At 67.0% G+C, this 12,383-nt stretch carries 10 protein-coding genes; 8 read left to right on the forward strand and 2 right to left on the reverse strand.

What is annotated here, in order from left to right; genetic code table 11:
• Positions 1–43: 43 nt before the first annotated feature.
• The 3 genes from hpaH (at position 44) to JQN66_RS03385 (ending at position 3,018) form a co-directional block, all read left to right on the forward strand.
• Complete coding sequence (gene hpaH / locus JQN66_RS03375) at positions 44–829, forward strand: 2-oxo-hept-4-ene-1,7-dioate hydratase (protein ID WP_204676626.1); 786 nt, start codon at positions 44–46, stop codon at positions 827–829.
• Positions 814–1,623, forward strand: a complete 810-nt coding sequence (locus JQN66_RS03380; protein WP_204676627.1) for an aldolase/citrate lyase family protein — start codon at positions 814–816, stop codon at positions 1,621–1,623. The genes hpaH and JQN66_RS03380 overlap by 16 nt, the downstream gene beginning before the upstream one ends.
• Before the next feature lie 84 nt (positions 1,624–1,707).
• Complete coding sequence (locus tag JQN66_RS03385; protein WP_239464124.1) at positions 1,708–3,018, forward strand: cell division protein PerM; 1,311 nt, start codon at positions 1,708–1,710, stop codon at positions 3,016–3,018.
• 18 nt (positions 3,019–3,036) lie between these two features.
• Here JQN66_RS03385 and JQN66_RS03390 read toward each other — a convergent pair whose 3' ends face one another.
• Positions 3,037–3,558: a DinB family protein gene (locus tag JQN66_RS03390; RefSeq protein WP_204676628.1), complete on the reverse strand. Its 522-nt coding sequence runs from the start codon at positions 3,556–3,558 to the stop codon at positions 3,037–3,039.
• A gap of 173 nt (positions 3,559–3,731) precedes the next feature.
• Between JQN66_RS03390 and purN the strand changes: the two genes are divergently transcribed.
• From purN to JQN66_RS03410, 4 genes are all read left to right on the forward strand, one after another.
• The gene (purN, locus tag JQN66_RS03395; protein ID WP_204676629.1) at positions 3,732–4,298 is read left to right on the forward strand and encodes a phosphoribosylglycinamide formyltransferase; all 567 of its coding nucleotides are present in this window, start codon (positions 3,732–3,734) and stop codon (positions 4,296–4,298) included.
• 32 nt (positions 4,299–4,330) lie between these two features.
• Positions 4,331–5,845, forward strand: coding sequence for an SDR family oxidoreductase (locus JQN66_RS03400; protein ID WP_204676630.1), 1,515 nt, complete (start codon positions 4,331–4,333; stop codon positions 5,843–5,845).
• Positions 5,846–6,384: 539 nt separating this feature from the next.
• Positions 6,385–7,749, forward strand: coding sequence for a hypothetical protein (locus tag JQN66_RS03405; RefSeq protein ID WP_204676631.1), 1,365 nt, complete (start codon positions 6,385–6,387; stop codon positions 7,747–7,749).
• A 372-nt stretch (positions 7,750–8,121) separates the two neighbouring features.
• A complete protein-coding gene (locus JQN66_RS03410; protein WP_229777399.1) occupies positions 8,122–8,397 on the forward strand; it encodes an ATP-binding protein in 276 nt (91 codons plus the stop codon).
• On the opposite strand, the gene JQN66_RS03415 is transcribed toward JQN66_RS03410, so the two are convergent.
• Positions 8,343–11,351 carry an alpha-mannosidase gene (locus JQN66_RS03415; RefSeq protein WP_204676632.1) on the reverse strand — a complete coding sequence of 1,003 codons (3,009 nt, stop codon included), beginning with the start codon at positions 11,349–11,351 and terminating at the stop codon, positions 8,343–8,345. The two genes, JQN66_RS03410 and JQN66_RS03415, sit on opposite strands and share 55 nt — an antisense overlap.
• Positions 11,352–11,889: 538 nt before the next feature.
• Between JQN66_RS03415 and JQN66_RS03420 the strand changes: the two genes are divergently transcribed.
• Positions 11,890–12,381, forward strand: a complete 492-nt coding sequence (locus JQN66_RS03420) for a TetR/AcrR family transcriptional regulator (RefSeq protein ID WP_239464125.1) — start codon at positions 11,890–11,892, stop codon at positions 12,379–12,381.
• Positions 12,382–12,383 lie beyond the last annotated feature (2 nt).

The following is a 12,383-nucleotide window of genomic DNA, read 5'->3' on the forward strand; positions in this document are numbered from 1 at the left end:
CGCCCGCACAGCTTTGAACTACCAGTGAAAGGTGTAGCAGTCGATGCTATCCGAGGAAACAATCACGGCAATCGCCGATGAACTGGTCCAAGCCGGAGTCACGCGTACCCCGGTGCCCCGCCTGACTGCGCGCTACCCGGACATGACGGTTGAGGACTCCTACCGGGTGCAGAACCTGTGGCGCCAGCGCTCCGAGGCCAACGGCCGCGTGCTGGCCGGCCGGAAGATCGGGCTGACCTCCCGCGCCATGCAGATGGCCACCGGCATCACCGAACCGGACTACGGCATCATCTTCGACGACATGGTCCTTGACTCCGGGTGCACCGTGAAGTGGGACCAGTACACGCATCCGCGCATCGAAATGGAACTGGCGTTCAAGCTCAAGAAGGACATCCAGGGTCCGAACGCGAACATCTTCGACGTGCTGGAAGCCACCGAATACGTCATCCCCGCCCTGGAGATCCTCGATTCGCGCATCGAGATGGAAGGCCGCACCATCGTGGACACCATCTCCGACAACGCGGCGATGGGCGCCATGGTCATCGGCGGCAACCCGGTGCGCCCGGAAGCCGTGGACCTGCGCTGGGTCTCGGGCATCCTGTTCAAGAACCAGACCGTGGAGGAAACCGGCGTCGCCGCCGGCGTACTGAACCACCCGGCCGCCGGCGTGTACTGGCTGGCCAACAAGATCGCCGCCCACGGCGACAAGCTCAACGCCGGCGAGATCATCCTGGCCGGATCCTTCACCCGTCCGATGTGGGTCTACGAAAACGACACCGTCTTCGCCGACTACGGACCGCTGGGAACCGTGACATGCCATTTCGAGTAGAACCCGATCCCTCGCTGAAGGACGCGCTCAAGGACGCCGACCATGCCCTGTCAGGGGTGTGGGTCTGCTCGGGGTCGCCGCTGGTGGCCGAGATCTGCGCCGGCGCAGGCTTCGACTGGCTGTTCATCGACGGCGAGCATTCGCCCAATGACCTGGGCAGCATCCTGGCCCAGCTGCAGGCGGTACGCGGCTACCCGGTGGTTCCCGTGGTGCGCCCGCCGGTCAACGATCCGGTGATCATCAAGCAGTTCCTCGATCTGGGAGTGCAGTCGCTGATCATCCCGATGATCAACGACGCGCAGCAGGCGGCCAACGCGGTCGCCGCCTGCCACTACCCGCCGCTGGGCGTGCGCGGCGTCGGCTCGGCCCTGGCCCGCTCGGCCCGCTGGAACCGCATCCCCGACTACCTGAACCGCGCGGCTGAGACCATCACCGTCTTGGTGCAGATCGAATCGGCCGAAGCGGTGGAGAACGTCGAGGAGATCGTGGCCACCGAAGGCCTGGACGGCGTCTTCATCGGCCCGTCGGACCTTGCGGCCTCCATGGGCGTGATCGGCCAGCAGAACCACCCCGAGGTGGTCGCCGGCGTGATGAAGTCCATCGCCGCGGCCCGCGCCGCCGGCAAGTACGCGGGCGTGAACGCCTTCGATGCGGCCACCGCGCGCAAGTACATCGAAGCCGGAGCCCAGTATGTGGGCGTCGGCGCGGATGTGGCGTTGCTGGCCCGCTCCACCGAGGCGCTGGCCGCCAGCTACCGCGCCGACGCCTCGGGAGAAACTCCGGACAGCTACTAGCCCGGGCGATCTGCAGTACCTCCGGTGCCATCATTGCGCGTCGATCATGATCGGTCGGCGCCGATGGTGGCACCATGGAAGATGATGAGCCGCGAAAAGAAACCCATGAAGGCCGTGATGTTGCGCCTGCGCAACGGCTGGCCGATGCCCCTTGCCCTGCAGGGGGTTTTCGAAATGCTGCAATCGGTCGTGTTCTGCCTGGCGCTGATTGCGCTGCCGCTGGTCGCTGTCTACTTCAGCGGCGGCTTCCTGGAGGACTCGTTCGAGGTGATCCTGCAGTTCGCCGGGTTCGTCTGGCTGCTCATCCACGGGGTGCCCATCGAGGTCTTCAACGTGGGGCCGGAAACCGACCCTAGCTCGATGACCGGCTGGCTGACGCTGATGCCGCTGGGGCTGAGCCTGCTGCCCTTCCTCTTCTGCCTGCGCGCCGGACGGCGCATCGCCCGCGCTTCCTACACCGACCAGCTGTGGCAGGGACTGCTGGGCGCCGTGGTGGCCTACGGGGCCATCGGCACCGGCGTGGGCTTCCTGGTGGCCAACGACTACGGCCGGGGCAACATCCTGGCCGCCACCTTCATCCCGCTGGTGATCGCCTCGCTAGGCCTGCTCATCGGCGCGCGCCGCGAAGCGGGATCCTGGGGGCGGCTGTTCGGCATGGACACCGCCGCCTACCTGCACAGCATCTCCCCGCACCGACGCTGGGCCGGTTCCTACGTCTGGCATGTGGTCGTCTCGGGGTTCATGGGCTACGTGGCCGCCGTGGGCATCTCCGGCGTCCTGCTGACCATCACCCTGGGACTGCACTGGACCGAGGTGGCCAACGTCTACCAGGAACTGCGCCCCGGGCCCATCGGCTCCGCCGCGCTGACCCTGCTGCAGCTGGCGCTGATCCCCAACGCGGTGTTCTGGGTGCTGTCCTGGATCAGCGGCGGCGGGTTCAGCCTGGGTGCCGGCAGCACGCTGTCCACGCTCGAAACCACCGTGGGCCCGCTGCCCTCGATTCCGATGCTGGCAGCGCTGCCTTCCGGGGAGCCGAGCAACCAATGGCTCTACCTGCTGATCCCGGTGCTCGCCGGCATCCTGGCCGGCTGGTACTTCCTGCGGGTGGGGGAGAACCACCTGGAAGACTGGTTTGCCCGCCGCATCCCGTTCAACGCGCTGGCCCTGGGCGCTTCCACGGCCTGCCTGGCCGTGTTCACCGGTGTCGTGGCCGGGCTGCTCTCGCTGGGCGGATCCTGGTTGTCTTCCGGCTCGCTGGCCATCGGCCGGCTGACCGAGCTGGGTCCGCATGCCTGGGTGACCGCCGGGGCGCTGGCCCTGCAGATCGGCCTGGGCACGGCCATCGGCTACCTGATCGCCCCGCTGTTCGAAACGGACCCGGTGCTCGAAGGCTAGCGCGGACGGCGCGCCCGCTCAGGCGTCCAGGTCCCACAGGTGGTGCACCACGTCATGCCAGGCGTACTGGTTCAGCGTTTCCACCGTGAACGGGGCACCATTTGAGCGTATACCCCTGCGGGAATACTTCTCCGGGTTGATGCTCTCCAGCTTGGCGGCATAGGCTTCGGCCGCCGTGCGCAGCTTCTGCGCCGCCTGTCCGGCGCCCAGCGCGTTGTACTTGCCCTGCTCCGCCACGGCGTCCTGGTCCCAATTGGGGAAGCCCGGATCGGTTTGCTCCAGCATCAAATCCAGGCGGCCCTCCATGACCGCCAGCATCTCGGCCACGTGCACCACGTATTCCTGGTCGCTCCAGCGGGCGGCGTTGCGGCGGGTCGCGGCCCCGGGACGCTCGAGCACCTTTTCATAGCGCGCCACGACCCCGGGCAGCCGCGCGGCCGTCTCCTGCACGGACATGCCGCGCACATCGACGCCGCATTCGGGGCAGGTTTCGCGCAGGACGACGGTCCAGTCCTTGCCGTCCGGGATGATCTGGCTCATGTCCGCTCCTTGGTCGACCGGCGTGGCGGCCCGGCGCCGCCGCGTCTCCGGGGTTCCAGTGTAGGCCCGGGCGCCGGGCGGCGGCGGGGCTGAGCTGCATGTGACGAATTACGACCGCTGGAGCCGGAAGCCAAGGTCGGCGGGCGCCGCCGGCCAACCGTAGAATGGAAGCTATGCGTATTGTGGTTTTGGTGTCCGGCACCGGTTCGAATCTCCAGGCAGTCATCGACGCGGTCGCGGCGGGCGACCTGCCGAATGTCGAAATCGCGGCGGTGGGTGCGGACAAGCACGGCACCTACGGGGTGCAGCGTTCGGCGGAGGCGGGCATCGAGACCTTCGTGGTGAACTTCAAGGACTTCGCCGACCGCGGCGATTGGAACCACGCGCTGACCGAGAAATGCCAGTCCTACGCTCCTGATTACGTGGTCTCCTCCGGGTTCATGCGCATCGTCGGCGAGGAATTCATCAACGCCTTCGACGGCACCTACATCAACACCCACCCGGCGCTGCTGCCGTCCTTCCCGGGCGCCCACGGCGTGCGCGACGCGTTGGCCTACGGAGTGAAGGTCACCGGCTGCACCGTGCACATCGCGGATGCCGGCGTGGACACCGGCCCGATCCTGCGCCAGGAGGCCGTGGCCATCGAAGAGACGGACACCGAGGAAACCCTGCACGAACGCATCAAGGTGGTCGAACGCCGCCTGCTCATCGCCACCCTGGCGGACCTGGCAGCCAACTAGCGGGCCACCGGCCCAGCAGCATCGAGACTGAGATGACCGAAGATACTTCATCGCCCGCATCGGCCGGCGACACCGAACCATTCACCGCCGAGGAACTGGCCACCGCGTTGAAGGTCCTGTCCGTGGTGCACACGCTGGACTCCGAGGACGAGCGGCACGTCGCCGTGCGCCGTGCGACCAGCAACATGTTCAAGGCCGCCAAACGCCACCGCAAGTCGCAGAAGCGCGCTGAAATCAGCGCCGCGGACCGGGCGCTGATCGAGCGGACCGCCACCGGCTCGCCGCAGCGGCTGGACGACGAGACCTTGGGCCTGGACCTGAGCACCCCGACCCAGGGGGACAGCGCCGGAGAATTCCGCAAGCCGCGCGGCTGCTACATCTGCAAGCAGCGCTACACCACGGTGGACGCCTTCCACCACTACCTGTGCCCTGACTGCGCCGCCGCCGGCCGCGAACGCCGCGACGCCCGTGCCGACCTGTCCGGCAAGCGGGCGCTGCTCACCGGCGGCCGGGCGAAGATCGGCATGCACATTGCGCTGCGCCTGCTGCGCGACGGCGCCCACACCACCATCACCACCCGCTTCCCCAAGGACGCGGCCCGGCGCTTCGCGGCGCTTGAAGACAGCGCCGACTGGCTGCACCGGCTGCGGATCGTGGGCATCGACCTGCGCGACCCAGCCCAGGTGATCTCGCTGGCCGACCGCGTCGCCGCCGAAGGCCCGCTGGACATCCTGATCAACAACGCCGCGCAGACCGTGCGCCGCACCGCCAACTCCTACCAGCACCTGATTGAATCCGAGCAGCAGCCGCTGGCCGGGGAGCTGGCCTTCGGGCAGGGCGGGCCGGAGTTGTGGGGCGAGGCCAACCCGCCGGCCGAGCACCCCCGTGCGCTGGCCAGCGCCTTTAGGCTGGAGGACTCGGCGCTGCTGGCCCCGAGCACGGTGGGCGGCTACGACGCCGAGCAGCTCGCGGACCTGGCCATGACCGCCGGCTCCGCCTCGCTGGAGCGCATCGCCGCGGGCACCGCCATCGACGCCGGCGGGCTGGTGCCGGATGTGGTCACGGAGAATTCCTGGACGCAGATCCTGGGCGACGTGGACGCGCTGGAAATGCTCGAAGTGCAGCTGTGCAACGTCACCGCGCCGTTCCTGCTGGCCTCCCGGCTGCGCCCGGCGCTGGCCGCCTCCGAGGCGCGGCGCAAGTACATCGTGAACGTCTCCGCCATGGAAGGGCAGTTCTCCCGCCGCTACAAGGGCGCCGGCCACCCTCACACGAACATGGCGAAGGCGTCGCTGAACATGCTCACGCGCACCAGCGCGGAGGAGATGCTGGCTACCGACCGGATCCTGATGTCCGCGGTGGACACCGGCTGGATCACCGACGAGCGTCCGCATGATTCCAAGGTGCGCATGGTCGCCGAGGGCTGGCACGCCCCGCTGGATTTGATCGACGGCGCCGCCCGCGTCTACCAGCCCATCATTGACGGCGAGCGCGGCATCGACCTCTACGGCTGCTTCCTCAAGGATTACGAACCGTCCCCGTGGTGACGGGGCGGTCAACCAGCAATACCCGTGATGGCGGGGCAGTTCGAGATGAACTGCCCCGCCATCGCGGGTTAATGGGACCTAGCTGCTGGGCTAGGCAAGGCCGATGGATCAGGCAAGGGTGAAGCGCAGCGTGCGCACCTCGAAGGCCCCGAGCTTGAGCTGAACAGAATTTTCGTTCACTTCCACCGGCTCCAGCGGATCCTCCACTCGTCGAAAGCCTCGAAGTGAGTCCCCGCTATCTGGCCGGCACCGAGCGCGGAGAGCGGAACCTCACCCTTGATTCTGTGGACGTGCTCGCGGGGCAGTTGGGCGTCGACTCGCTGATGCTTCTCAGCTCTGTCGAAAGTAAATATTCCGCGAGTGATTTAACGCGGGATTCGCCCTTGTGCATTCCGGCTCTTTCGCGCTATTTCATTGTCGCGCTTCGGCAGCGCAGACCTGTGTTCATCGTTGTACGCGGTCAGAGATGGTCAGAGATGGGAGGACGCGCCTGTCAAGACGGGACTTCCTCGTCGTTGTCGGAACCCTATACTGGACGCATGCAGAGTTCATTCGATGCTGTGCGCGAGGCGCTTGGCGAATCGGCGGGCCCCGACCTGACGTCGGCGATCGACGCCCTTTCACCGGACCGGGTCGATGCGCTGGCGGAGACGATTCTCTCCGTGCCGAGGTCCGGAGCGCTGCCGAAACGCCCTGTCACCGAGATCTGGCCGCTGATCCCTCTGCGCTCGTCGTTGTTCTTCGACCATCTCAACAACGAGTCGCCAGCGAGCGGGTATGCGCCGTCGGGCATCCGGCTCTCCGCGGCGACCGACCCCCGGGCGAGCGGGACCGGGGAGTTCTCGACGGGGATTATGCGAGCGCTCCTGTACAGCCACGGGCTCGCGATCGAGGACCCTCTGAGTCATGCCGCCGAGATGCACCTGAGCCAGCACCGGGAGCTCCGCGAGGTGACCCGCGCGAGCATATCCGCGGCGGCTGCATCGCTGTCCGAGATCGCGCAGCTCCTTGACCATGATGTTGTCAACGTCTTCTACACCGGTGGCGATGAGCTGGGGGCCGCCGGCGAGCTGGGAGACAGCATCCTGACCACGCTCGACGCCGATGCCTCACCGTACACGGTCGCTGATGCGTGGGACGAGTTCGAGGTCGAGTTCGTCTCCGGCCTGTCACCCGCCCTGCAGACGCTGTGGAAAGACATACGCGGCGGCAATCGCGCACCCGACCTCTCCTACGTGCAGCGCGCCGTTGACGAGGGCGACGCCGCTCTGGCCGAGACGTTCATCGATGTAGTACGGATCCTTAACCCGAGGAACATCGTCGAGAATGCGATCGCGGGGACCGCGTCGACGCTAGCCCTCATCCGGATGCTCGGTGGATCCTCTGACGTGCTGTGCGCCACGCCGCTGATGGGCCGTCTGCTGTTCATCGGCGCTCCCGACCCTGCCGAGCAGCTCAGAATGCACGAGGTTGCTCGCACTGAGGTTCCGAACATTGACGTCCTCAGCCCTGCAGACCTAGTGACGATTCGTCGATCGAGCGACTCGCTCGCGACGTGGCGCAAGGACCTGGCCGAGGCGCTGGACTACGCCGACCGGAACCGGCGCGCAGGCATCGACTCGCGCACCATCCAGACCGGCGTCGAGGAGAAGCTCGCGGATGCCCGTGAGTCGTTGCGCCGTGAAGCGAAGAAATCGAGGGTCTGGGGTGGGCAGAACACGATCAGCTTCATCGCAGGTGGACTCGGTGGGGCCGGCGGTGCGGCGATCGGCGGGCCGCCCAGCGCGGTAGCGGCCGGGGCGGCCTCCGGCGTGATCGCCGCCTTCATACAAGCGGCTGCGCAGCGACGCAGCGTGCCGGGCTTCCTCGACCGACATTACGTGGCCTTCGCCAAGGCGCGCTGACTCTCTCCCCCCCACGCCTTAAACATCGGATGACCTACCGGGGGCACGGTTCTGTCCTCCCGAACCCGGCAATCGAGACCGTTCTGAGCGGGACCGGCCGGACTCCAGATACGCCGGGGAACCAAAATCACCTGCTCTTGCCGACTCCCTCAAAAACGATTGATTGAAGCCGCGTCACGATTTGATGCAATGGTGGTGTCTCGGTCTGTACCCCCGTGATTCCGGTGGTGAGAGGTAGGTTTTCCTCTCGAAGAGGAGCCGATAACCATCACAGAGCACTGACCTCCCGGCGCGGGCAGTACCCTGCCGGCCAGCTAGCTGCCAGAGATCCTGCCGCCGCTGAACCACCTGCAGGCGCTGGAGGCGACCGCGGTGCATTCGATCACCTACGGTGCGCAGGAGCCGATTACGGCCCTCCGCCGCGAACCGGAGTTCATTGCCCCGCACCACACCGCGTCGCTGACCGTGCTGATCGGCAGCGGCACCCGGAAGATGCTGCCGGGGGCGATCACCCGAGCCCACCACGGGGTGCTGTTTCTTGAAGGACTACGAACCTTCGCCCTGGTGATGCCGGGCCCCGGGACGCGGCAAGCCTACCGCAGCGTGAAGCGCAGGGTGCGCACCTCGAAAGCCCCGAGCTTGAGCTGAACAGAATTTTTGTTCACTTCCACCGGCTCCAACGGATCCTCCAGCAGGCTGGCCGTGGCGGCCGAGGCCACCGGGCGGTTGATGCCCAGCGTGCCGGAGGCGCGGCGTCCCAGCGACTCGTACACGCGCACCACCAGGTCGCCGGAGCGGTCGGCGGCCAGCTTCACGCTGGAGACCACCAGGCCCTCGCCGGAGATCGCCGCCAGCGGCTCGACCTCGCGGGCGCCGGAGCGCACGGTCTGTGCGCTGTTCAGCAGCGCGCCGGCTTCGGTGGCGCTGGCGATGTCTGCGCCGATGACCAGCCCGTAGCGGTGGGTCTGCAGCCCCTGGTCGGTCTGCGGATCCGGGAAGCGCGGGGCGCGCAGCAGCGAGAGGCGCACGGTGGTGGTGACCCGGGCGTCCTCGGCGTCGCGGGTGACGTCGAAGCCGTAGATCGAGTCGTTGACCAGCGCGGCGCCGAAGCCCGGCTCCTGCGCCAGCACGAAGCGGTGCATCGAGGTTTCGAACTTCGCCGCTTCCCAGCTGGTGTTCACGTGGGTGACGCGCTGGTGGTAGCCGAACTGGGTTTCGGCGATGGTCTGCTCCGCGCGGATATCCAGCGGGAAGGCGACCTTGAGGAACTTCTCCGCCTCGTGCCAGTCGGTGCTCTGGGAGATCTGCACGGTGCGCTCCCCGGGAGCCAGCGACAGTTCCTGGACCAGCGTCGAGTTGGAGAAGCTGCGGGTCACCGTCACCGTGGCAGTGCCTCCGGATTCGGAGAGCTGGATGCTGTCCGCCGCGCGCAGGTCGGTGACCTGGTTGCGGTAGTACTTGTCCACGTCCCAGGCGTCCCACATGTTCGGGAAGTCCTGGTGCAGTTGCAGCAGGTTGGCTTCCTTGCCCTCGGCAATGGTTTCGCGGCCGGTGGCCAGGTCCACGGCGGAGGTGATCAGGCCGTCTGAGTTGATGACCACGCGCACCAGCTCGTTGCCCAGCACGTAGCCGCCGTCCAGTGCCTCGGCGCGCACCAGCTGCGCAGTGGCGGGCTCCAGCTCGCGGGCCGCGCCGAAGGCCACCCCATGGCGGGTGTAGGCGGCCGCGTTGAACTCCAGCTGCAGGCCGCCGGTCCCGGACAGCACCTGCTGGGCGCGGGCGATCAAGGCCTGCGCCTGCGTGATGACCTCGGCGTAGCGGGCCACCACTTCGCGGTGCACCCAGGCGATCGAGGTGCCCGGCAGGATGTCGTGGAACTGGTGCAGCAGCACCGTCTCCCACAGCTCGTCGAGCTGCTCGTACGGGTAGGGCTCGCCGGCGTAGACGGCCGCGGTGGATGCCCACAGCTCGGCTTCGACCAGCAGCTGCTCGGTGCGGCGGTTGCCCTGCTTGGTCTGGTGCTGGCTGGTCAGGGTGGCGCGGTGCAGCTCCAGGTAGAGCTCGCCCACCCACACCGGCGGGTTGGGCAGCTCGGCCTTGGCCCGGTCGAAGAAGTCATTGGGATGCTCCCAGGCCACCGTGGCGCTGCCTTCCAGGTTGGCCAGGCGCTTAGCCTTGCCGGTCATCTCCCGGGTGGTGCCGCCGCCGCCGTCGCCCCAGCCCACCGGGGCGATTGAATTGTTCGTGACCCGCGCTTCGCGGAACTGGCGGGCGGCCTTGGCCACTTCCTCGCCCGAGAGCTGGGAATTGTAGGTGTCCATGGACGGGAAGTGGCTGAACATGCGCGACCCGTCGATGCCCTCCCAGTCGAAGGTGTGGTGCGGGAACTTGTTCTGCTGGTTCCAAGAGATCTTCTGGGTGAAAAACCACTCGAAGCCTGCGCGGCGCATCAGCTGCGGCAGCGCGGGGGAGTAGCCAAAGGAGTCGGGCAGCCAGACGCCCTTGGAAGTGATGCCGAATTCCTTGCGGAAGAAGTTCTGTCCGTAGAGGAACTGGCGCACCAGGGATTCGCCCGAAGGCATGACGGTGTCGGATTCCACCCACATGCCGCCCAGCGGCAGGAAGCGGCCCTCGGCCACCTGGCGTTTGACCCGGTCCCAGACCTCGGGGCGGTGGGTTTTCAGCCACTTGTACTGCTGGGCGCTGGACATGCCGTAGAGGAATTCCTCCTCGGTCTCCAGCAGCTCCACCATGGAGGAGCAGGTGCGCGAGACCTTGCGGATGGTTTCGCGCAGCGGCCACAGCCAGGCCGAATCGATATGCGAGTGCCCGATGGCCGAGATCTTGTGGGCGCTGTGCTCGGCCGGGGCGGCGAGCACCGCGGCCAGCTGGTCGCGGGCGTCCTGCGCGGTTTCGGTGATGCGCTGCAGGTCCAGCACGTCCAGGGCGTTGTCCATGGCTTGCAGGATCTGGAAGCGGCGCGGGCCGTCGGCCAGCTGCTCCTGCAGGTCGAAGAGCACCTCCAGATCCAGCGCCAAATCGTGCACCACCGGTTCGAAGACCGCCAACTCCAGGCGGCGCAGCGTGTACAGCCGGCGCGAAGAGGACGTGAGGATGTCGCCCTGCTCGGTGGGCAGGAACGGATGGTAGTCCAGCAGCACCGGGTTGGAGGCCGCTTCCATGTACAGGTCGACCACCTCGCCGCCGGCGGCGGACTCGGCGACCGGCACCCACTGGTTGCGCGGGTTCAGCGCCTTGACGGTGATGCCGTCCGGTCGGTAGATCAGTCCCTCGCACTGGAAGCCTGTCATGTTGATATCGAAGCCCAAATCGATGACTGCCTCGACCCGGCGCCCGGCCCAGGCGGCAGGAACCTCGCCCTGCAGGTGGAACCAGGTGGTGCCCCAGGCGGCGCCCCACGGGGTGCCGACCGCGACCGGGGTGTAGTCCAAAGCCAAGCCTTCGGCCGGGGCCACCGGCTCACCGGGCAGTTCGTGCCACGACACCTGCAGCGGAACGCTCTCCGAGTAGATGGCCGGACGAATTCGTTCGTCTAGTACGCGCTTGACTCGTCCGATGGTCAGCGAAGTGTCGTCGTGCATGAAGACCTTTCAAGGATGGGACCTGCTTCGGTACAGCTCACTGGCCACACTACCGAAAAAACCGGGACGCGAGCTGGTGCGACTCCCAGCTGCCACGGGTCCGTGCCGACAACCTGCGGCAGGTGGCGGAGGGGGAGCCCGGGCCTCCCTCGGCGTGCGAGCCGCACCCGGTCCATGGCCCTGGGCCGCCGGTGCACGGCTCGTTGGCGAGGAGCCCGGGAACTTTCTGCGGTCCGGAAAGTTCGAAGTGGGGCCGGCGAAGCAAGCGCATTTCCAGCGTGGATTCGGCAGAATTCCAGCGGATACTCAAGGTCGGGAACTACGATGGATGCCTTGCAGAATGGAATGAACGCTTCCACTTCGTCAGATCTTCCCTCAACGACTACCGTTAGATCGTTACGGGGCAGGAAGGTTGCCCCGGACACCCCGAAAACTGTGAAAGGTGGGGAAACGCATGCGCTCAGATGCATTACGACGGCGTAAGCAAATTCTCCGCACGTCTCGTGAACTCTTTGCAACCCACGGCGCAAATGTCGCCATGGAATCGATTGCCGAGGCCAGCCACGTCGGCATCGGCACGCTGTACCGGAACTTTGCAGCACGCCCCGAACTGGTCGAGGAAGTCACCCTGGACATGCTCCAGGATGTCCAGCAGGCAGCCGAGCACGCCGCCGAGGGCTTGTCGCAGGGCGAGACCCGGGCTTGGCAGGAATTTTTGGATGCACTGATTGAGCTGAACCTCGGTGCGCTCAGCGAATCGCTGAGCCTGCAGCTCCCGCAGACCATTAGCGACCGGATCCTGCAGCCGCAGCGGGCCGCCGCGCAGGCGGTGAGCCGGGCGCTGGAATTGGCCCAGGCCGCCAATCTGGTCCGCCAGGACCTCACCGGCCATGAGCTGATCACCGGCATCGGCCTGGCGACGCGGCCGCTGCCGCGCGCCTTCGCCAGCGCCGCCCCCGGCATTGGCCCGCGGCTGACCCGCATCATGCTTGACGGCATGCTGCCGAACCCCGCGAAGGGAAATCCCTAGCC

It is taken from the genome of Glutamicibacter protophormiae (genome assembly GCF_016894325.1).
Lineage (GTDB): Bacteria > Actinomycetota > Actinomycetes > Actinomycetales > Micrococcaceae > Glutamicibacter > Glutamicibacter protophormiae.

Excerpts from the sequence above, each read along its gene's own strand:
- JQN66_RS03385 (WP_239464124.1), top strand. The coding sequence starts at position 1,708 with ATGAGCCGCGAAAAGAAACCCATGAAGGCCGTGATGTTGCGCCTGCGC.
- hpaH (WP_204676626.1), top strand. The coding sequence starts at position 44 with ATGCTATCCGAGGAAACAATCACGGCAATCGCCGATGAACTGGTCCAA.
- JQN66_RS03420 (WP_239464125.1), top strand. The coding sequence starts at position 11,890 with ATGGAATCGATTGCCGAGGCCAGCCACGTCGGCATCGGCACGCTGTAC.
- JQN66_RS03390 (WP_204676628.1), bottom strand. The coding sequence starts at position 3,558 with ATGAGCCAGATCATCCCGGACGGCAAGGACTGGACCGTCGTCCTGCGC.
- JQN66_RS03405 (WP_204676631.1), top strand. The coding sequence starts at position 6,385 with ATGCAGAGTTCATTCGATGCTGTGCGCGAGGCGCTTGGCGAATCGGCG.
- JQN66_RS03415 (WP_204676632.1), bottom strand. The coding sequence starts at position 11,351 with ATGCACGACGACACTTCGCTGACCATCGGACGAGTCAAGCGCGTACTA.
- purN (WP_204676629.1), top strand. The coding sequence starts at position 3,732 with ATGCGTATTGTGGTTTTGGTGTCCGGCACCGGTTCGAATCTCCAGGCA.
- JQN66_RS03400 (WP_204676630.1), top strand. The coding sequence starts at position 4,331 with ATGACCGAAGATACTTCATCGCCCGCATCGGCCGGCGACACCGAACCA.
- JQN66_RS03380 (WP_204676627.1), top strand. The coding sequence starts at position 814 with ATGCCATTTCGAGTAGAACCCGATCCCTCGCTGAAGGACGCGCTCAAG.